The 21592-nt window shown below is 47.8% G+C and carries 22 protein-coding genes and 1 riboswitch; of the genes, 20 read left to right on the plus strand and 2 right to left on the minus strand.

The annotated features are described in order from the left end of the window. The first annotated feature begins 191 nt into the window (after positions 1-191). From ACN081_RS02620 to lgt, 20 genes are all read left to right on the plus strand, one after another. A complete protein-coding gene (locus tag ACN081_RS02620) occupies positions 192-1070 on the plus strand; it encodes a cytochrome (RefSeq protein WP_419103071.1) in 879 nt (292 codons plus the stop codon). A gap of 11 nt (positions 1071-1081) precedes the next feature. Continuing rightward, positions 1082-1681, plus strand: a complete 600-nt coding sequence (gene def, locus ACN081_RS02625; RefSeq protein WP_419106865.1) for a peptide deformylase — start codon at positions 1082-1084, stop codon at positions 1679-1681. 9 nt (positions 1682-1690) lie between these two features. Further along, entirely contained in the window at positions 1691-2617 is a 927-nt protein-coding gene (gene fmt, locus ACN081_RS02630) for a methionyl-tRNA formyltransferase (RefSeq protein WP_419106866.1), read from the plus strand. Further along, positions 2614-4251, plus strand: a complete 1638-nt coding sequence (locus ACN081_RS02635) for an RsmB/NOP family class I SAM-dependent RNA methyltransferase (protein WP_419106867.1) — start codon at positions 2614-2616, stop codon at positions 4249-4251. Before fmt ends, ACN081_RS02635 begins: the two co-directional genes overlap by 4 nt. A gap of 107 nt (positions 4252-4358) precedes the next feature. Beyond that, positions 4359-5747: an adenosylmethionine--8-amino-7-oxononanoate transaminase gene (gene bioA / locus ACN081_RS02640; RefSeq protein ID WP_419106868.1), complete on the plus strand. Its 1389-nt coding sequence runs from the start codon at positions 4359-4361 to the stop codon at positions 5745-5747. Between the two features lie 5 nt (positions 5748-5752). Further along, positions 5753-6541, plus strand: a complete 789-nt coding sequence (gene bioD, locus ACN081_RS02645) for a dethiobiotin synthase (RefSeq protein WP_419106869.1) — start codon at positions 5753-5755, stop codon at positions 6539-6541. A 55-nt stretch (positions 6542-6596) separates the two neighbouring features. Next, positions 6597-7253, plus strand: a complete 657-nt coding sequence (gene rpe, locus ACN081_RS02650; protein ID WP_419106870.1) for a ribulose-phosphate 3-epimerase — start codon at positions 6597-6599, stop codon at positions 7251-7253. A gap of 192 nt (positions 7254-7445) precedes the next feature. Beyond that, entirely contained in the window at positions 7446-8303 is an 858-nt protein-coding gene (locus ACN081_RS02655; protein ID WP_419103078.1) for a hypothetical protein, read from the plus strand. Positions 8304-8399: 96 nt separating this feature from the next. Continuing rightward, a riboswitch (FMN riboswitch) is annotated at positions 8400-8537 on the plus strand. Positions 8538-8678: 141 nt separating this feature from the next. Next, positions 8679-9380: a nicotinamide riboside transporter PnuC gene (gene pnuC / locus ACN081_RS02660; protein WP_419106871.1), complete on the plus strand. Its 702-nt coding sequence runs from the start codon at positions 8679-8681 to the stop codon at positions 9378-9380. A gap of 212 nt (positions 9381-9592) precedes the next feature. Then, positions 9593-9856, plus strand: coding sequence for a phosphoribosyl-ATP diphosphatase (locus ACN081_RS02665; RefSeq protein ID WP_419106872.1), 264 nt, complete (start codon positions 9593-9595; stop codon positions 9854-9856). Between the two features lie 22 nt (positions 9857-9878). Beyond that, positions 9879-10724 carry an ATP phosphoribosyltransferase gene (hisG, locus tag ACN081_RS02670; RefSeq protein WP_419103081.1) on the plus strand — a complete coding sequence of 282 codons (846 nt, stop codon included), beginning with the start codon at positions 9879-9881 and terminating at the stop codon, positions 10722-10724. A 90-nt stretch (positions 10725-10814) separates the two neighbouring features. Beyond that, positions 10815-11576, plus strand: a complete 762-nt coding sequence (gene hisF, locus ACN081_RS02675; protein ID WP_419106873.1) for an imidazole glycerol phosphate synthase subunit HisF — start codon at positions 10815-10817, stop codon at positions 11574-11576. Between the two features lie 25 nt (positions 11577-11601). Continuing rightward, positions 11602-11994: a phosphoribosyl-AMP cyclohydrolase gene (hisI, locus tag ACN081_RS02680; protein ID WP_419106874.1), complete on the plus strand. Its 393-nt coding sequence runs from the start codon at positions 11602-11604 to the stop codon at positions 11992-11994. A 98-nt stretch (positions 11995-12092) separates the two neighbouring features. After that, positions 12093-13682, plus strand: coding sequence for an anthranilate synthase component I (locus tag ACN081_RS02685; RefSeq protein WP_419106875.1), 1590 nt, complete (start codon positions 12093-12095; stop codon positions 13680-13682). A gap of 10 nt (positions 13683-13692) precedes the next feature. Further along, the gene (locus ACN081_RS02690) at positions 13693-14271 is read left to right on the plus strand and encodes a Trp biosynthesis-associated membrane protein (RefSeq protein WP_419106876.1); all 579 of its coding nucleotides are present in this window, start codon (positions 13693-13695) and stop codon (positions 14269-14271) included. A gap of 124 nt (positions 14272-14395) precedes the next feature. Then, positions 14396-14647 (plus strand): HGxxPAAW family protein, encoded by a 252-nt coding sequence (locus ACN081_RS02695; RefSeq protein WP_419103085.1) that lies wholly within the window; start codon positions 14396-14398, stop codon positions 14645-14647. 110 nt (positions 14648-14757) lie between these two features. Beyond that, positions 14758-15588 carry an indole-3-glycerol phosphate synthase TrpC gene (gene trpC, locus ACN081_RS02700; protein ID WP_419106877.1) on the plus strand — a complete coding sequence of 277 codons (831 nt, stop codon included), beginning with the start codon at positions 14758-14760 and terminating at the stop codon, positions 15586-15588. A 46-nt stretch (positions 15589-15634) separates the two neighbouring features. Then, a complete protein-coding gene (trpB, locus tag ACN081_RS02705) occupies positions 15635-16969 on the plus strand; it encodes a tryptophan synthase subunit beta (RefSeq protein ID WP_419106878.1) in 1335 nt (444 codons plus the stop codon). After that, positions 16969-17826, plus strand: coding sequence for a tryptophan synthase subunit alpha (gene trpA, locus ACN081_RS02710; RefSeq protein WP_419106879.1), 858 nt, complete (start codon positions 16969-16971; stop codon positions 17824-17826). The genes trpB and trpA overlap by 1 nt, the downstream gene beginning before the upstream one ends. Continuing rightward, entirely contained in the window at positions 17819-18673 is an 855-nt protein-coding gene (lgt, locus tag ACN081_RS02715; RefSeq protein ID WP_419106880.1) for a prolipoprotein diacylglyceryl transferase, read from the plus strand. Before trpA ends, lgt begins: the two co-directional genes overlap by 8 nt. Positions 18674-18772: 99 nt before the next feature. Here lgt and ACN081_RS02720 read toward each other — a convergent pair whose 3' ends face one another. Further along, positions 18773-19417 (minus strand): ABC transporter ATP-binding protein, encoded by a 645-nt coding sequence (locus ACN081_RS02720; RefSeq protein ID WP_419103090.1) that lies wholly within the window; start codon positions 19415-19417, stop codon positions 18773-18775. Positions 19418-19431: 14 nt separating this feature from the next. Then, positions 19432-21444 carry a hypothetical protein gene (locus tag ACN081_RS02725; RefSeq protein ID WP_419106881.1) on the minus strand — a complete coding sequence of 671 codons (2013 nt, stop codon included), beginning with the start codon at positions 21442-21444 and terminating at the stop codon, positions 19432-19434. Positions 21445-21592: the final 148 nt, after the last annotated feature.

Below are 21592 nucleotides of genomic sequence, written 5' to 3' on the forward strand. Positions count from 1 at the left end.
AGCAGATAAGACCTCCAGAAACATCTGGAGGTCTTATCTTTTATTCACCATCAAAAATTTGACCACTTCAACTCCAAAAGAGTAGAGTTTTGCAGGGTAATCTGAGTAATTGAACCTACAGAAAATACCCCTCTCAAGTCTTGCAACTTGCACCATGAGCTATCAAATCACTTGAACACCTAAGGTATAACGTGACATCGCCGAAACTAGCATCTGACACCGACCACGGCAGAATGTATGCACGAACTGAAGGCGGAACTCTCGAAGTTCCTTCCATTACCACTATCATCGGACAACAAGCTACAGATTTGAGCGGATGGCACGGATACATGGCAGCAAAAGCAGCCCTAGAAGACCGCCGTTCCTATCGAGTATCACAATCCTCAGGACTAAAATTCGCCATCATACGCGACGCCGCACAAGCTTCAGAAAGATATAGAGACGAAGCCGCCGCCCGCGGAGACCGCGTCCACAACTACGCCGAAAATGTTGCACTAGCAAAAATGGGCAAAGAACACCGCGCCGAAGAATGCCGTGAAATACTTGTGAGCAACGGAGAACAAGCCTACGCAGACCGTTTCGATGAATGGTGGGATATATACAACCCCCGCCCACTAGCAACTGAAGTAACTATTTGGAACCATAGCGTCGGATACGCCGGAACACTCGACCTCGTCGCTGAAATCGCCGGACACGTATGTATCATCGACTACAAAACTAAAGGAACCGATCGCAAAGGACGCGTCAAAGCTCTCGACCCTAAAGTCGTCATGCAACTCGTAGCAGGACTCAAAGCTGAAGAATACATCAGCGATGAAACAGATAACCTCTGGAAGCCGTGGGAATACTCAAAAGCACCTATCCTCATGGGAGTTGCCCTGGGGCAAACACAAGTCGTTCCACAACAAGCGAATCCGGTAATCTTAGAAAAAAACTGGTATAGATTCTGCGCTCTCAAACGCGTCTGGGACTGCACTCGCGATCTGGCAGAAAACGGGGCAGAAGCTCTAATGCCCGTTGTGCCACCACCTGCCACACCAACCACTACACCTATAACACACCTAGGCTAGAAAGAAGACACATGCCGATTCTTAGCATCCGCACCGTTGGAGACCCCGTACTACGTACCGTTTGTGACCCTGTAACAGTTTTTGACAAAGACCTCAAAACTTTAATTCACTCGATGCTAGATACCATGTACGAAGTCAACGGAGTGGGGCTTGCCGCACCACAAATTGGCAACACCAAACGTCTCTTCACCTACGGAAATATCGATGGACAAGAAGGGCACATCATCAACCCCATCCTCGAACGAGGAGAAGAACCTCAAGAAGGGTCAGAAGGATGCCTCTCCGTACCTGGTCTTTCTTCACCAACACCACGCACCAACTGGGCGCGTGTAACAGGCGTGGATTACAATAACCGCCCAATCGTCTTAGAAGGCGAAGGACTGTTCGCCAGAATGTTGCAACACGAAACAGACCACCTCGACGGACATCTTTATATCGATCGACTCGTTGGAGAAGAACGTAAAACCGTGATGCGTGCAATTCGTAGTTCTAACTTTGACAACGTGACTGAACGTACCCAACGAGAACGAGCCACACGAGTTTCCTCCGGATTCGGCACTAACACCCAATCTAGCAGTAGTACCTTTGGCAGTTCTTTCCTGAAAAAATAAGGTATGAGTATGAAAGTTTTATTCGCTGGAACACCAGAGACTGCGGTAACAGCCTTAGAAGGGCTTTTGACATCACCGCACGAAATCGTTGGAGTGCTGACCAGAGAAGACGCTCCGCAAGGACGTAAACGTGTGCTAACTCCATCACCTGTTGCCCGCCGTGCCGAAGAGCTAGGGCTTCCCATTATCAAGGCAAATCGTTGGAGTCTAGAGGTTCAAGAACAAGTGCAAGCACTTAAACCTCAGGTTGCCGCAGTAGTAGCTTATGGAACAATACTTCCTCAATCTGCATTAGATACACTCGAACATGGGTGGGTTAACCTTCACTTTTCGAATCTTCCTTTGTGGCGCGGTGCTGCGCCTGTTCAACGTGCCTTGATGGCGGGAGAAGATGAAATTTTCTCGTGTACTTTCCTGATTGAAGCAGGCTTAGATACAGGCCCCGTGTTTATGCAAGAATCTACCCGTGTTCAAGGAGATGACACCGCAGCAGATATTCTGCATCGTCTTGCGTTGAGCGGTGGAGCCTTACTCTCTCAGACCTTTGAAAAAATTGAGCAGAAAATAGCTCCTCAACCCCAGCATGGGCGGCCCACTCACGCAGCAAAATTAGATGTGAGTGACGGAAAAATTACGTGGTCAGATACCACAGCAGAGATTATTGCACGATGTCGAGGTGTTATCCCTGAGCCGGGAGCTTGGTGCATGCTAGAACAGAACCGTATTAAAATAGCTATGGTTCAACCTAGTCTCGAAAAAGCAGCAGGCGAATACGGGACGGTACGTGTCCTTGCTAAAAAAGTTGTTGTTAGTTGTTCTGATGGTTGTGTAGAACTGACTCAAGTGCAGCCGGCAGGAAAGAAAATGATGAACGCTGCCGATTGGGCACGTGGACTTGGAAAAGCTCTCAACGAACAGAAAGTAGTGCTGTCATGAGCGCAGAAAAACCCCGCCAGAAAAAATACTCAACTCGTTCTTCCCGTCAAGGAGAAAACACTGAATTAAAACGTGGCGGGGGCGGTCAAACCCGCCGCAACGCGCAGGGACGTGAACGTAACCGACGTGCTCAGCACGAACGTGCTTTCTCCGCTAGCGCGCCAAGGGCTCGCCGTCGCACCTCAGACCCCGCACGAAAAACAGCATTTGAGGTCATTAATTCCGTGGCGCTTTCAGATTCTTACGCCAACCTTGTGCTACCTCAAGCCATCCGTAAACATCGCCTAGACCAACGTGACGCTGGGTTTGCCACAGAGCTCACCTACGGAACGTTGCGTTATCAGGGTCGTTATGACGCAATTTTAACTCATTGTGTAGACCGCCCTTTAGAAAAAACAGGCGCTCAGATTCTGACGTGTTTGCGTATGGGCGTGCACCAGCTATTAGCGATGCGTGTTCCAGCGCATGCGGCGTTGAACTCTACCGTGGCGTTAGCCCGTGCCGAAATTGGAAGCGGACCTGCACACTTCATTAATGCGGTACTCCGTCGAGTCTCTGAAAGAACCCCAGAACAATGGGAAGAACTTTTAGTCTCAGAAGCAAAGGACGAACTGCATCAATTATCGGTGAGTTATTCGCATCCGACGTGGATTGTGCGAGCTTTCCGTCAAGCGTTAGTCGCTCATGGGCGTGACGTTCACGAGATTACCAAACTTCTAGAAGCTGATAATCTCGCTCCTATTGTGAATCTTGTTGCTTTACCACAGCTAGGTTCTTTAGACGAAGCCTTAGCAAAAGGTGCTCAAAAAGGTGAACTTGTTGAGGGTTCTGCTCTTTACTCTCAAGGCGATTTAGGGCGCTTAGAGAGTGTTCGACAAGGTACAGTGCGTGCTCAAGACGTTGGTTCTCAGCTTGTTGCTCGTGCTTTAGCGCAGGCTCCATTATCGGGAAAAGATGAGGTATGGCTAGACCTTTGTGCAGGGCCGGGCGGTAAAGCGGCTCTGCTGGGTGCTTTGGTTCAAGAACGTGGTGGTGTCCTGATTGCTAATGAATCAGCACCACATCGAGCATCTCTTGTTGAAAAATCTCTTAAACCTCTTGACCCCCAACGGTATCGAGTGCTGACGGGAGATGGGCGCACGATTGATCAGACTCTTAAAGCACAGTCGAGTTTGCCGAAACAGCTACGTTCTACCATGCTTTTTGACCGTGTGATGGTTGATGTGCCCTGTTCAGGGCTTGGTGCTTTACGTCGTCGCCCTGAAGCTCGTTGGCGTAAAAGTCCCCGTGATATAGCGGAACTTTTGACCCTGCAGAAACAGCTTTTTGATGCTGCCGTGCAACAGACACGCTCTGGTGGGCTGATTGCGTATGTGACGTGTTCTCCTCATATGGCAGAAACTCGCAATATCGTTCAGGATATTTTGCGAACTCACGATGTGCAGCTTCTTGATTCGGCTCAGGCTTTAGCTGAGGTTGCGTTAACAGATGCTCAAGGGCAATCTTTGCTTTCGGGTGAACGTGCTGTTGGTTGTGCTGTAGATGAGAAAAATATGAACGCAACAACAGCTCAACTATGGCCTCATGTGCATGGAACAGATGCGATGTTCTTTGCTCTCTTTCAGAAGAAATAGATTTTTGTTTCTCTGACTTAAGCTGGCAGGGTTCTCTCAGTGGTATCTTGGGTATCTTTTCGGTTGTCGTGCTTGTTTTGGGTGTGCTATCAAGGCAGAATTGAACAGTGTTCAATAATACTTCTGATACCGAGAACAATCCCCATAACCTGAAAAATATTCTGGCTCATCGCGATCGTGGAATGCTTTGGCACCCTTACGCCCCGTTAGAGACTAAACCTCTCTACGGAGTGTTATCTGCCCAAGGTACTCAACTGCAACTACAAGACGAAGACGGGGCTACCTATACCGTTCTTGACGCAATGAGCTCATGGTGGTGTCAAGTTCACGGGTATTCTCACCCCGCATTAAATCAAGCGTTGAGAGAGCAAACAGAAAAATTTTCTCATGTGATGTTTGGCGGTCTAACACACGAGCCTGCAATTAATCTTGCAGAACGTCTTGTTCGTCTTGCGCCAGGGGAACTCAACCACGTGTTCTTAGCTGATTCTGGGTCTGTCTCGGTAGAAGTGGCGCTCAAACTTGCTGTGCAATATCAGCGTGCGTTAGGACGCCCCACCAAAAACCGTTTTCTTGCTCTAGAAGGCGGATACCACGGGGACACGATTGGTGCAATGAGCGTATGCGACCCTATTGGAGGTATGCACAGTGAGTTCAGAGGGTTTATCCCAGAACAGCTCTTTGCGCCACGACCTCCTAGCGCAACTTACGATAACGCGCAGCAACAATGGTCCGTCAACGAACAAGCTCAGCATCATTGGCAGAAAACGACGGAAACTATCATCGCCAAAGAACATGATTCTTTAGCAGCTATTGTGGTTGAACCTATTGTTCAAGGGGCAGGTGGCATGCACTTTTACCACCCCCATACGTTGAATACTTTGCGTGAGCTTGCCGACCGTTATGAGCTCCTTCTTATTTTTGATGAGATTGCAACAGGTTTTGGACGCACTGGAAAATTTTTCGCTACCGAATGGAGCGACATTGTTCCCGATGTTATGACCGTCGGCAAAGCACTCACCGGAGGGTACCTGACTCAAGCAGCAGTGCTCGTGAGCACTAACGTCGCTTCAACAATTAGTGATTCTGAACATCGTGCCCTTTTACATGGGCCAACCTTTATGGGCAACCCGTTAGCAAGTGCCGCTTCGTGTACTTCCTTGGATTTATTAACCGGCGCTCTTGACGGGTACCCGCTGTCGCGCTGGGAACAGAGCGTACCCCGTTTAGAGCGGGCTTTGAAAGATTCTTTAGAGCCTGCACAATCTTTAACGTCTGTGCGTGATGTGAGAGTTCTTGGAGGTATTGGAGTTATTGAACTCTATGAGGACGTTCGTATTTTTGAGCTTACACAGGCAGCTCTTCGCCGTGGCGTTTGGGTGCGTCCTTTTAGGAACTTGGTCTACACAATGCCACCCTATATTGCTACGGAAGAAGAGATACAACATATTGGTCGTGCCCTCGTTGAATCTGTTGCAGAGGTGCACGGAGAGTAAGAATAATGTTTGAACTACTAGAACATGCGAATGATGAACGACACCGACCTTGGCATGAGTGTTCTGTCGTGCATATTGTGGGTACTGATACAGATGTTGGTAAGACTATCGCTACAGCAGCTTGCGCGGCTGCGCTCATTGCTCACGGTAAAACTGTAGCAGTCTATAAGCCTGCTCAAACGGGGGTGCAACCCAATATGCCGGCAGATGCTCAACTAGCAGCGTATCTTAGTGGCGCTGATTCCTATGAGGGGGTGCGTCTACCTGATGCGATGGCTCCTGTGGCGGCAGCAGAAAAAAATGGTTGCACTTTACCTTCTCTCGATGAGTACGCAAAAACAATTCATCAACTGCGAGATAGCTATGATGTGGTGATTGTTGAGGGTTCTGGGGGAGTAAGTGTTGATATTGGCACTGCCGTGAATTTGAGAGGGTGGGGGCATCAAGCTGATTTAATGTCCTTGATAGCTGAAGATGTTCATGATTCTTGTGCCGTGATTGTGGCACGTATTGGGCTGGGAACTCTTAACCACACACTTTTGACCTATGAGTATCTTCGTATTCGTTCGCTTAACGTGGCGGGGGTTTTGATTGGGGCTATGCCGTCATCTCCAACAGAGATACATCGAAGTAACCTTGACTTTTTGGGGCGTTTAGGGTGCCCCGTGCTCGGCGCTATTCCTGAAGGTGCTGGAAAATCTTTTGTGGTGGGAGAGGACACCGAGTTTGTGCATTGCTTCGATGAGCTACAGGAGTTTCGGAAAAATGCTTCTCGCTGGTGTGGGATAGAGTAGTGTTGAAGGTGTTTTTCAGAGAACGCTCAGAGCTTTTGGAACGGAAGAAAGAACCATGGACTGTCATATTCACCCCTCTATTTTGAGTGCAGATTTTGCGAACTTTGAACGTGACTTACAGCGTATTAGTTCAGCAGACGCTGTTCACGTTGATGTGATGGATAATCATTTTGTTCCGAACCTTAGCTGGGGTCCTGCTGTGGTGAAGCGTTTGCGTGAGGTGTCGCCACTGCCGTTTGATGTACACCTCATGATTGAAGATGCTGATCGGTGGGCGCCAGAATACGCACAGATGGGTTGTGAATCCGTTACCTTTCATGCTGAAGCCGCTCAAGCGCCTATCCGTTTGGCTCGTTCTTTGCACGCTGAAGGGGCACAAGCTGGTATGGCGTTACGTCCGGCTACCGCAGTTGAACCGTATCTGGATATGTTGAGCGAACTAGACATGTTGCTGATAATGACGGTTGAACCTGGTTTTGGTGGGCAAGCATTCTTAGACGTTACGCTCCCTAAAATTCGTCGAGCGGCAGAAGCGATTGCTGGCTCTGGCGCACAACTGCGTTTACAGGTTGATGGTGGCATTACTGAAGAAACTATTGTGCGCGCAGCAGAAGCTGGTGCTGATACTTTTGTTGCGGGTTCTTCTGTCTTTGGGGCAGAGGATTTCTCTGCGGCTATTAGTGCTCTGAGAGAGCGTGCTCGTATCGTATAGTTCATGTTCGCTCTGATGTTGCTGTAAGGCTTTTGTTCTCGCGCATCTTAGAGGTAAGAGGGGGTGTCAAAGGACGTTGACATCCCTCATATCTTGAAAATAGGTTATCCTAACCATAAAATATGGGTATCCTTATTTCTTAAGGGTGCTAGGAACCAGCTCAGAGATGACAACAGAGGCAGGAGTTCTCCAATGGGAAAACGCGGCGCACGACGAGCAGCACATACCCCTTTAGGTTACGCCTGGGAAAAATACCATAACGGACAAAAATTCTTCCGCATACAAGACTACCCAAGAGCAACTCTCTGCTTCGAAAATGCCCTGAACGCCTTCATTCAACTATCTGACAAAGAAGGTGAAGCAACCTGTTGTTCAGCCTTAGCTGCCGCCTACGGCAACAACAACATGTATGAATTTGCTCTTCCCTTCGCGCAAAAAGCTATTAACCTCTTTGAATCACTCGGCCGTCAAGAAAAAGTCGCCTCTCAACGGCAAAGCCTCGCGCTAATCTACCTAGGGTGTGAACAAACAGAACAAGCCGAACAATGCTACCAGCAGGTCATTGACGAGTTTGAAAACATCAAATACTTTGAAGAAGCCGGACGTAACGCGCATACTCTGGCTAACATGCTGGCACATCGTCAAGAACTTGACCAAGCGAGACGTCATTTTCATCGAGCAATCGGGTTATATTACCAAGTGCCACGTGAAGAGGTGGAATACACCCAAGCTGTCGCTTTGATGCAGCTTGCTTTCCTTGAAAAACTGAGTGGAGACTATGACGCCTCAAAGCTGCTCTACACGGAAGCCCTCGAAATCTTTGAACGACACCAATCATACTGGGAAGTCGGCAGCTGCTACGAAGGGCTAGCTATCGCAGAATATAGTACTGGAGCTCCTCATGTTGCTGTTGTTCACGCAAAAACAGCACTTGATGTTTTTCAACAACACGGCTTCAGAGAGGACGCATTACGGGCCCGCATTAACTACCAAGCCGTACAAATCGCCATTGAAGATTGGTGTGCACAACACCAAAATGACGATACATAAACGAACATGACGGCAGATAACAAATATCTAACATCGTGTGAGTTGTGGGTGTTTTCCCTAGCGAAACTGTGCAATAATCAAAAGCGCAATAACAACATCGTGCTCCGGGACCCGGTGAAAATCCGAACCGGCGGTGATAGTCCGCTAACTTACCTCAAAGATTACTCTTTGCGATAAGCCTGATTGGTGAAATTCCAATACCGACAGTACAGTCTGGATGGAAGGTAGCACGAGCAAAACGGCGTAGAGACACTCCTATATCCAAAGTGCCTCTACAAGAACTCTATGTAAATACGCCCCATCACATCAAGGGCGTATTCGACACGAGATAAACCCCGCTTTGTTCTTCCCGGAGCCTCCGCGAAAGGGAAAAACATGGATTTTCTGCGGTGGCTCTTCGACGCACAACTTCACATTGGCGATCAAACGCTTTTGGTGCGCGAAGTCCTCGGTAACATTTTTGGTCTAGCCTCAGCATTGGGCGGTATGCGCCGTAAAGTCTGGGCATGGCCGGTTGGAATAGCGGGTAATCTCCTCCTCTTTACCGTATTCCTTGGAACATTCTTCGGCTCCATCAACACTATCAACATGCTAGGACAAGCCGGACGACAAGTCATGTTTATCATTGTCTCTATCTGGGGATGGTACCGGTGGAAAACCTCAAAAGACAACGGCTCTTCTGCTGTCATTCCTACATGGGCAACAGCAAAAGAACGCATTTTTCTCATCGTCGGCATGCTGGCAGGAACAGCAGTCCTTACCCCTATCTTTAGGGCGCTAGGCTCATACGAACCAGTCTGGTCTGACGCATGGATTTTCACAGGCTCCCTCCTTGCCACCTACGGCATGGCCAAAGGATGGGTTGAATTCTGGCTCATCTGGGTAGCCGTAGACATCGTCGGTGTTCCACTTCTCTGGTCTGCCGGATACTACGCAACAGCACTCATGTATGTCTTTTACGGTGGGTTCACTCTCGTGGGATTCTTCGTCTGGTGGCGCGCTCGCAACCGTGAAGCAGCTCAGGTTGCATTGGAAACACAATTCCCCGACCCAACCGTCGATAGGATTCACACATAAAGTCAAGGACTCACTAGCAACACTCTCGTGGAGTCCTTGAGGGCGGTAGCTTCACCTTGCAAAGGTGAAGCTACCGCCCTCATATCTTAAAGAAGGGATGTTAATCTAAGGAAGCACTTACTTCTGATGTGAATAAAAGAGTAACGGTCATCATGCTATTCTGCAGACGAGGGTGCACATCTTCTGAGACAAACTGCCTTAGAGTGGAAAAGGTGAAAAACTTTGAATCTCTCTTTGCTGAACTCACCGAAAAAGCTCGCACCCGCCCCGAAGGCTCTAAAACCGTTGAAGAACTAGACCGTGGCGTACATGGTATTGGCAAAAAAATTGTTGAAGAAGCTGCCGAAGTGTGGATGGCTGCCGAATATCAAAGCGATGAAGAATTTGCAGAAGAAGCATCTCAGTTGATATACCACCTTCAAGTGATGATGATTGCTAAAGGCCTCGCACCCGAAGATATTTATAAATACCTCTAAACTCATTCATGAAGGATGTTCCATGTTACGTGTAGCTGTACCCAACAAAGGATCTTTATCTGAAGCGGCGAGCCGTATGCTCAAAGAAGCCGGCTACCTGCAACGTCGTGACAGTAGAGAACTCGTCATCGTTGACCAAGAACATCACATCGAATTTTTCTACCTACGACCTAGAGACATTGCAGTGTACGTTGGTAAAGGGACCCTTGACGTCGGTATTACTGGACGTGACCTACTACAAGACTCTCAAGCACCAGCGGTTGAGAGTCTTGCCCTTGACTTTGCAAAATCAACGTTCCGTTTTGCTGGGCCACAAGGCCAATTCCAAAATATTCAAGAGCTTAACGGCAAACGTATCGCAACATCCTACGCCCAACTCGTCCGCCAATATCTACAAGAACAAGGTGTTGAAGCCAGTGTGACACGGTTGGACGGGGCTATCGAATCTTCAATTCGTTTAGGTGTAGCTGACGCTATCGCCGATGTTGTTGAAACAGGAAACACTATGAGAGCTGCGGGGCTTGAACCGTTTGGCGAACCACTCATGCACAGTGAAGCTCTCCTGATTCGACGCAAAGAAGTTGAAGATACACACGGTCTTGAACGGCTCATTAGTCGCCTTCGCGGAGTGCTCATCGCACGTCAATACGCTCTCGTTGACTACGACATTCCTGAAGCCTTACTGCCACAAGCGTCTGCACTCACACCAGGTTTAGAAGCACCGACAATTTCTCCTCTTGAAAGAGAAGGATGGGTTGCTGTGCGCTCTATGGTGTTACGTCAAGAAACCAACAACATTATGGACCAGTTATACGATATTGGTGCGCGTGCTATTCTCGTCTCTCCGGTACAGGCTGCACGTCTTTAAAGAGCCCTACAACATCGAGGTGCTTTCTTTGACGGGAAGTACCAACACGTCATAGTAGGTAACAGAACAAGGTAAAGGACTAAATAATCTATGGGCGTTGCTATCCGAGTGATTCCATGCCTTGATGTCGATCAAGGACGAGTGGTTAAAGGGGTTAACTTTGAGGGGCTACGCGATGCTGGAGACCCCGTCGAACTAGGAGTTCAATATAACCAAGCTGGTGCTGACGAGCTCACGTTCTTAGACGTTACCGCCTCAACTGCTAACCGAGAAACAACTTTTGAAGTCGTCCAAAAAACAGCAGAAACTGTGTTTATTCCCTTAACCGTTGGTGGGGGAGTACGTAGCGTCGATGACGTGGACAAACTTCTACGCACCGGTGCAGATAAAGCATCTATCAACACTGCAGCTATCAAAAACCCTCAACTCATTAACGACATCACAGAACGTTTTGGTTCTCAGGTGCTTGTCTTATCAGTGGATGCTAAACGATCCGAAAACACTCCTTCAGGATACGAAATTACCACTCATGGCGGTAAAAAAAGTACCGGAATTGATGCGCTAGAGTGGATTGCCGAAGCCGAAAAACGCGGTGTTGGAGAAATCTTATTGAACTCTATTGACGCTGACGGAACAAAAACAGGTTTTGACCTCCCGATGATTCAAGCCGTTCGAGCTATCACAAAGCTTCCACTGATTGCTTCTGGAGGGGCTGGAGCACCGGAACATTTCCCGCCCGCCATTGAAGCTGGGGCAAACGCGGTTCTTGCGGCGTCCATCTTCCATTTTGGTGAGGTGAGCATCGCTGAAGTTAAAGATGCTATTCGAGACGCCGGATATAACGTCCGCTAAAAACTAAGAATAGGACAACCGAACGATGAATAGCGCATCCTCATCTGAAAAATCTTTACGTGAAGAACGTATCGCTCACTTAAGTTATAACGAGCAAGGCCTCATTGCCGCAATTATTCAACAGTACGATACTGGCGAAGTGCTGATGTTGGGGTGGATGGACCAAGAAGCTTTACGACGGACACTGAACGAAGGACGGGTCACGTTCTGGTCTCGTTCTCGCCAAGAATACTGGCGTAAAGGCGATACTTCAGGACATTACCAATATGTTAAGTCAGTATCAGTAGACTGCGATAAAGATGCTCTGCTTCTACAAGTTGACCAGATAGAAGCAGCCTGCCATACAGGACAACGGACCTGTTTTTTAACAGGGGGAGAACTTCCTGCAACCGTCCTGCCAACACCTGCCGCACAATAATAAGCTATGTTGAAGGGTTCTGCTAAGACCTTCAAAAGACTTACAATAGCGATACACCATCTTCCAGCTAGATACCAATGCAGAGGACTTCACCGCATATGCAAGATATGGGCATTATTTCCCCCAGCTTTGAACAATTTCAAACATTAGCGAAGACTCGTCGTGTCATCCCCGTCTACACCAAAATTTTGGCAGATTCGCTGACTCCTATCGGACTTTACCGTGCTTTGGTGCTACGTGACGGGACAGCACAAGCTGGAACATTCTTACTTGAATCAGCAGCAGAAAATGCTCAATGGTCACGCTACTCATTTATTGGTGCACACTCTCGCGCAACTTTAACCACCTCTGCAGGAAAAGTCTTTTGGCAAGGAGAAACACCGGTTGGTGCACCCACTGACGGCGATCCTGTCGAGGCCATCCAAAAAACTCTCAAAACATTACACACCGAACGTTTTGACCATCTTCCCCCACTCACCAGCGGACTGGTCGGGTATCTTGGGTGGGATGTTGTACGGCACTGGGAAAATCTTCCATATCAGCCACAGGACGATATCCAACTACCGGAATTCGCGCTTAACCTTGTCTCAGACATGGCAATACACGATAACACTGACGGTACCGTAACCCTGATTGCCAACGCCATTAACTTCAATGGTACCGACGATAACGTTGAACAAGCCTACGAAGACGCTGTCGAACGCGTCCACTGTATGCTTGATAAACTTTCACAACCTTTAGAACGTTCAACCGTATCTGAACTACATGGCACCAATAACGTTGAACATGTGCTTGCCCAAGCTCAATGTTCTATGACAGAGAAAGAATTCCTCAACGTCGTAGAACAATCCCGCCAAAACATTATCGACGGTGATGTATTCCAACTCGTTCTTTCACGTCGATTCACCATCGAGAACCACGCAGAACCACTAGACGTCTACCGGATGTTACGTCAATCTAACCCCTCTGCTTACATGTACCTATTCAACTTTGAAGACACCGAAGGGCAACCTTTCCATATTGTTGGTTCATCACCAGAGGCACTAGTAACTCTCAAAGACGGTGTTGTGTCCACACACCCCATTGCCGGTTCACGTCCGCGTGGTGCTACCCGCGAAGAAGACCTCAAACTCAGTGAAGAACTCCTTGCAGATGATAAAGAACGCTCAGAACACCTCATGCTTGTTGATTTAGCCCGCAACGACTTATCACGTATCGCGGTGCCTGGCTCTGTAGCTGTAGAGCAGTTCATGGAAATTGAACGTTTCAGCCACATTATGCATATCTCCTCTACCGTCACTGCACAAAAAGGTGAAGATTACGACGCCTATGATGTTCTTCGCGCGACCTTCCCCGCCGGAACACTTTCAGGTGCACCTAAACCACGTGCTATGCAACTGATTGACCAATACGAACCTCAAAGCCGTGGAGTGTATGGGGGAGTGTGCGGATATTTTGATTTTGCTGGCAACATGGACATGGCCATTGCTATTCGCACCGCTTTACTCAAAGGCACACACGCCTATATACAAGCAGGAGCAGGTCTTGTCTTAGATTCTGACCCATCATCTGAAGAACAAGAAACCTGTCACAAAGCAGCAGCACCTTTACGTGCTGTAGCGTTAGCTGCTGGTATCAAAAGACTCTCCACTGGCACTCAACAGCACCCAACAGAGCTAGAAAACTGAGTGATTACTGATGCCGACATCTTTCTACACTCGTCTAAACGCCCCTAAAACAACGTTCCTGACCCTCTTATGTGCAGCAATAACATTTGGCTCAACACTACCTAGCTGGATTGACGTTCGAGTTAACACCTCACTCCTTGACTCCACCTTGCATGTTGCCGGTTCAGAGGCAGCCCCCGCCGTAAGTTCCCTCTCCCTCGTAGCTTTAGCAGGCATGCTCGTCATTCGTTTAGCCTCTACACGAATTGCGCGTATCGTCGCCGTACTACTATCGCTGACCGGAGCCGGAATGTGCGCATCCGTCATATCGGTATTAACAAACCCCGTTTCAGCTTCAACAACGCCCGTAGGAAAAGCTACTGGACTGTCACAAGTCTCAGCAGACTACACCATTACCTTCTGGCCGTGGGCATCATTTTGTGGTGCCATACTCATCATTATTCTAGGAATATACATGTTCCTAGCGGTGACGCACTGGCCCAAGAAAAGAAAATACGACAGAACAACCCACCGTATAGACGATGAAATAGACGACATTGACACATGGGATTCTCTCAGCGCAGGGGTCGATCCCACCGCAAGAAGCTAAGAGCCGGCGAGTAAAACCACGCAACATAGCGCATAAATCTGAGCTGTTCATGACGCTATCGACTAGAATCGTCAATAGATTTATTTCCTTCACCTAGAGGAACACACACATACAAGGAGAAACAATGGCTAAAGAGCAGGTCGTGCTTTCACCAGAGATTCCATACCCAAACCACGGAAACACCGTTGCTTCATGGGGCATGTTCTCTGTGATGATTCTTGGTGCACTCATCTCCGCACTAGGCTTTGATTTTGGCCGTCCCTTCTTCTTCTGGCTCGGCCTTGGCGTGATGGTCCTCGGCGCATTCGTCGGTTGGGCTCTTAAAGCTGCAGGCTACGGCCAAGGTGGGGCAAAGACTAAATACACCGGACACTAAAAGTTCCGTATATGACCTCTTATATAAGCGTCTCGCCCTCGGCGGGACGCTTATTTCATAGGAATTATTATCAGCAACCAACAACTATTTTCTGATGAAGGAACACTGGCATGGCAACAGTCCTAGAAAACATCATTACAGGTGTACGTGAAGACCTCACCGAACGCATCAACAACACCCCCCTTGAAGAAATACAACGCCAAGCCCAGAACCAAAAACCTGCACTCGAAGTACTCAACTACCTAAGAACTCAGAACGCCAATACCTTTAGCGTCATCGCAGAAGTTAAAAGAGCCTCCCCGTCCAAGGGCGAACTCGGAGAAATACACGACCCCGCCGCCCTCGCACAAGCCTATGAACGAGGGGGAGCCAGCGTCATCTCCGTACTCACCGAACAACGACGCTTTAAAGGGACACTCAACGACCTCAAAACAGTACGCGAACACGTCAACATCCCCATACTACGCAAAGACTTCATCATCGACGAATACCAGATTTGGGAAGCACGAGCCTACGGCGCTGACCTCATCCTCCTTATCGTCGCAGCACTGGATGACCAAACACTCAAAGAATTTCTAGAACTCACCCATAAACTAGGGATGAGAGCACTCATCGAAACGCACACACCAGAAGAAATTGAGCGCGCCAAAACACTAGGAGCCCACATCATTGGTGTTAACGTACGCAACCTCAAAACTTTGGACGTTAACAACGCACACTTTGCAGAACTAGCCCAACTACTTCCTCAAGACGCTGTCATCATCGCAGAATCCGGTGTCTCCACAGCTCAAGACGTCACAGACTACGCACTACACGGGGCACAAGCCGTCCTCGTCGGAGAAGCACTCGTTCGTTCCGGAGAACCCGAAAACACTGTCCGAGAATTCAAACAAGCCGGACACACCGGACGCACACAATACCTCCAACAACAAAACGCCTAAGACCCAACTTACTCAACAGCTCTATAACAGAAAACGAGGCATAACGGTGACAAACCAACTTGCAGATAACTTTTTGAAAGGGAACTCTTCTTCCCTCAAAAATGCCCCCGGCCCTTACTTCGGTCAATACGGTGGTCAATGGATGCCCGAATCTCTAATGATGGCAATGACCGAGCTAGAAGAAACCTTCGAATCTGCAAAAAATGATCCAGCATTTATGGCAGAATTCCAACGCCTCAGCCACGAGTACTCCAACCGCCCATCACTACTGACCGAAGTACCACACTTCTCAGAACACGCCAACGGGGTACGTTTCTTCCTCAAACGAGAAGACCTCAACCACACCGGCTCACACAAGATTAACAACGTTATTGGCCAAGCACTCCTTGCACGACGCATGGGCAAAACCCGTCTCATCGCAGAAACAGGAGCCGGACAACACGGCGTAGCAACAGCAACAGCCGCCGCATTATTCGGCATGGAATGCGTCATCTACATGGGCGAAGAAGACACCGAACGTCAATCCCTCAACGTGGCACGCATGCAACTTCTTGGGGCACAAGTTATCGCCGTTCAAAACGGTTCACGAACCCTCAAAGACGCCATCAACGAAGCACTACGCGACTGGGTAGCAAACGTCGACAACACCCATTACCTCCTAGGAACAGCAGCAGGAGCGCACCCCTTCCCCGCCATGGTGCGCTTCTTCCACGACGCCATCGGCACCGAAGCCCGAGAACAAATCCTCGAAGCCACCGGAAAACTTCCCGACGGTATCGCAGCATGCGTTGGAGGAGGCTCCAACGCTATTGGAATGTTCCACGCATTCCTTGACGACCCCGATGTCAAAATCTATGGCTTTGAAGCAGGCGGTGACGGCATAGAAACAGACCGTCACGCAGCAACCATCAACCTCGGAAAACCTGGTATGCTTCACGGCGCGATGACATACCTGATGCAAAATGAAGACGGACAAATCATCGAATCCCACTCAATTTCTGCTGGACTCGACTACCCCGGGGTCGGCCCCGAACACTCCTACCTCAACGACATCGGCAGAGTCAGCTACCAGCCCGTTACCGACACCGAAGCCATGGACGCATTACAGCTACTATGCCGTACCGAAGGTATCATTCCTGCTATCGAATCTGCCCATGCGCTCGCTGGCGCTTTGCGCGTTGCACGCGAATGGGCTGCCAACGACCCTGAAACTGCTTCCGACAAAGTGATGGTGGTATGTCTTTCAGGTCGTGGCGATAAAGACATGGGAACAGCCCTAGAATGGTTCGGCCTAGGTAAAGCCATCCCCTCATCATCTTTAGTCACTGGAAATAAAGAAGCTATGCATGAAGCTCAAAGCGTAGAGAGCGAGAACAACTAATGACGTATCGTGATTATCTATCAGAAGGCGTTCGGTATTCTGTACGTCATAATTCTTTTCCGCCGGCTCCAGCTGGGTCGGCGTTGAAACGACGCCTTGAAGAATGTCGTGAACAAGGACGTGCTGCCCTCATCGGTTACTTGCCGGTAGGCTACCCCACCGTTGACGAATCCATTCAGGCTGCTATTGCATTAGGACGTAACGGTGCAGACATTATTGAACTAGGTGTCCCTTATTCTGATCCAGTGATGGACGGCCCCGTTATTCAAAAGGCAACAGCACACGCCATAGAGAACGGATTCCGTCTAAAAGATGTGTTTCGTGCCGTACGCGAAATTACTGAGGCCACCTCTGCTGTTGTCGTTGTAATGACCTATTGGAACCCCGTGTTAAGTTATGGTGTCGACGAGTTCGCTCGTGATCTTTCAGCAGCCGGAGGGGCTGGAATCATCACACCAGATCTCGTCCCTGACGAAGCCTCCGCATGGTTTGAGGCCTCCGAAAAGTATCAGTTAGATCGTATTTTCTTAGCTGCTATTTCTTCTTCTGACGAGCGTTTAGCGATGATTTCTCGTGCTTCTAGTGGCTTCGTATACGCGGTATCGGTCATGGGTGTGACGGGTATGCGCCAGTCCGTGAACAATGCTGCTTCTGAACTGGTGCAGCATTTACGTGAAGCGGACGCTCCAGCAGTTTGTGTTGGTTTGGGTGTTTCTCGCCGTGAACACGTTGAAGAAATCGGGCAATATGCTGATGGTGTGATTGTGGGGACTGCTCTTGTGAAAGCTCTAGAATCTGATGGCGTTGAAGGAGTCGCAGTTTTGACGCGTCAGTTAGCAGGTAAGAACGATGAATAATACGGTGTTAGAGGCTTCTATTCCGTCCCCATCCATTAACAGCTTTCATGTAGGCGGTCTAACCATTCACTTTTATGCTTTATGCATTTTGGTGGGTATTTTCTTGTGCTTGAAACTTACAGCCTACCGTTGGAAGTCATGGGGGCAAGATCCTGAACGTATTTGGGATATTGCGTTATGGTCTTTCCCCTTTGGTATTGTGGGTGCTCGAGCTTACCACGTGCTCATTACTGACCCTGCAAGTTATTTTGGTGCAGGTGTTGATCCTCTCAACGTCTTTAAGATATGGGAGGGCGGAATCGGCATTATGGGTGCTATTTCTTTAGGTTCTTTAGGTGCTTGGATTGCTTGCCGCCGTTATGGCATTTCTTTTGCGCTCTTTGCTGACGCTGTTGCCCCCGGTATTCTTTTAGCTCAGGCCTGCGGACGTTGGGGTAACTGGTTCAATCAGGAGCTGTTCGGCAAACCTACTACTTTGCCGTGGGGCTTAGAAATTTCTTCTCATTCTCCAAATTTTCCGCACCAATACCCTGCCGGTACGCTCTTTCACCCAACTTTCCTGTACGAATCGTTGTGGAATCTTTGCGGTGTCATGCTCTTATTGTATTTAGGTCGTAAGTCGGTGCTTGTTTTAGGTCAGACTTTTTGGCTCTATGTGTTGTACTACGGTGTGGGACGTATCATCATCGAGATATTCTGGCGTATTGATACTCCTCATTATGTGTTGGGTCTTCGTGTTCATGTGTGGACTGCTGGTTTGCTGATTGTTCTTGGTCTATGCGGTTTGATTATCGCTAAGATGCGGGCTCGTCAGCGTGCTCTTATAAACGCGGTTCAAGGGGCCTAAACTTGTAGCTCCGTAATATTGTTTTGGAAGAAAAGCAGACGATGTCTTGCCCACAATATATGTTGTGGGCAAGACATCGTCTTTTAAGGTATAGAAGTTTTATGATGCGGTGAGGTGTACTCTGCTATTGGTCTGTTCAATGACCCGATAATCGTGGGTCACGACAATAGCAATCCCTCCGTTACGGCAATGTTCTTGAAGAAAGTCGAGAACACATTGCGCGTGGTAATCGTCTAATGCTGCTGTTGGTTCGTCAAGAAGGATTAAAGGAGTCTCGCGGACTGCTGCTCGTATAATCCCGATACGTTGTTGCTCACCACCGCTTAGCTGATAGGCAGGAGTATCTAAGAGCTGCGTGTTGAGTCCGAAACGTTCACAGGCACGATAGACCTGTTCTTGATGCTCCTCAACTTTAAAACCTCCGAACTCAAGGTTTTTTCTGACGTTCCATGAGGGGACTAAACCTGAATTTTGGAATACAAAACTTACATGGTTGCGAAGAAAGCTTCGTTGTTCTTTTCCTTTGAGAGCAGATACCTCAACGTCGTTGTAGAAGATTCTTCCAGATGTGGGTTTCTCGAGACTTCCAAGGCACTGTAAAAGAGTAGTTTTCCCTGAACCGCTCTCTCCTGTGATGACAACATATTCTTGAGACCTTGCTGTAAATGAGAGGTCGTTCCATAACGTTCGACCGGGAAAGGAAAAGGAGAGGTCTTGAACTGTTAAGAGAGGGAAAATAGCCATATTTTCTATACCCCTTACGATATTTCTAAAGCATGTTGAGTGATATTTTTCTCTAAAGCTCTGAGCATCAACATGCTGGATGTGCAGACAACAAAAAAGATGCCTAGTCCAAGAGCGAAAGAAACTCCTGAATTTTTACCATAGAGGGCAACAAACATGCTGATCGGTATTGTCGAGGCAAAAATGAGCTGATATAAAAAGTTTCCGTGTCTTTCTAACCATGTAGCGCCTGTCGTTTTATGAAGGAAGAGAGCTGTCGTATGACGAGCGTAGTAAGTGATAGCAAGAAGAGTGCTTCCTACGGCGAGAGATAATAATGATAAAACAGCGCCGGCTACAGACATAACTAACGTTGCCTGACGATTAGCATGTTCGAGCTGAGCTTCTTCTTGTACTGACCTATAAGCAATAACAAAATCTGATAAATGATGGTTTTCTATAGCTGCTTTGAACGGCTTATAACTATACGTAAGGTCTGCTGTGCCAAGGTTTATGACAGGTATTGTCTTTGACGAGAATTGACTGACAACGAGGACAGGATTTTCCCGATAGGTTATGTCAGTAGGCGCTTTACCTAAAAGAGGCAGTATTCCTGTATCTGGTATTGAATACTGTAATACTTTTATGGTGTGGTGATGACGAGCAGTTTCTTCTTGGAAAGATACCCAACCTTCAATCTGATGTTTAATATTTTCAGATTGATGCTCTAAATCCTGTGGAATAACTAAAACAACATTATCTGACGAAGAAATGTCGTTGGCAATGGTATCGACCAGCTCCTGTGAGAGAGACGAAAAATATCGAAGATAGGGAAGATTAACCAAGAGGAAATTGCTGTTATCTTCCTGCTCTCCAAATTGCAGTGGAGAGGAAAGAAATACGTGGTTTTGCTTTTCAAAATCATCATAGATTTTTTGTATCTGCTGCATCTTTTCTTCTCCAACTCGTGTAAGAGTCAGATAACTAAATAATGGTTGAACGAGGTCTTTGCCATGTGCTCGAACACTATTGGCACGTTCTTCTTTTGTATAGGTAGAAAAATGATGAACCGTTGCATCGAGGCTAGCTATTGTGCAGTACGAACCTGTGATAACAAGAGAAAGAGATAGAGTTGCTAGCAAGCGGAGAGGCTTCTTCCCCTTGGCAAGAGCTCCTAAAGAATACTGTCGGGTTGCTACATAGACCGTGGCACATGAACATACCCATAGACAGAGTAATATCGCCAAAATTTGCAAACTGACCCAGAAAATTGTTTGTAAACGGTACCCGTCAGCAACAAAGAAGCTATAACCAGATAACGCTAAGAAACTTATGAGAGCTGGAATCAGAAGAGGAAACCCTAATACCAGATATTCTTGAAAAACAACACGTCGTGGGTTTTCTCCGACGGTACGTCGAATAGCTTGTATTGATAGTCGGAGGCTGTACATCTGAACCATCATGAGGATGAGAGTACAAGAGAGCACTACAATACCAGCAGCCCAAGTGCTAAAAATGAGAGAAAAAGCCCAAGAAAATTCAGCTGGTTGAAGTTGTTGAACTTGACCGTTTGAACCTAAATTTTGGAGATGAGTAAAAATATTCTGTGCACTGCGAACATCGCCTTGCACAAAGTACGTTCCAAGAAAGTGGTCTCGTTGAAGAGAATCTCCGGGTAATAGTTTTGGCGTATAAAGTTTGCTAAAACTTGGAAAATATTCTTGATCAATATTTCCGATAACAGTATCTGGCTGACCAGAGAAAAGATAATAGGTGGTGGATAGCTTATCGAACTGTGCTGATGGAACAGTTTTATAGATATTGACGTGCTCAATCTGAGCTTGTTCTGTGAGCTGTTGTATCAAGTCCTGTTCAGTGATGTCGTGAGGTGTTTCTACAAGAGAGAACGAAGATGATATTCCCTCTGGAATTCCATAACGGTCTTGGTCAATCACAAAGAATACTGTTGTGACGCTCAGAGCTATAGCCCATAGAGATGAAACAACCCATAGAACACCATGCGTCAGACCAAGCCTGCTGTTTAACATCTCAATAACCTTTTAGCTACAAACTTTTCATGTGATACATGCTCCGCGGAGGAAGCTAAGAACAATTAAGCTCCACAAAATCATACAATTTTGAGACGCCTTTATTTCACTGTGTACGTCTTGTCGCTAAAAATAAAAATATCCGAGA

Source organism: Rothia sp. P13129, assembly GCF_048512865.1.
Lineage (GTDB): Bacteria > Actinomycetota > Actinomycetes > Actinomycetales > Micrococcaceae > Rothia.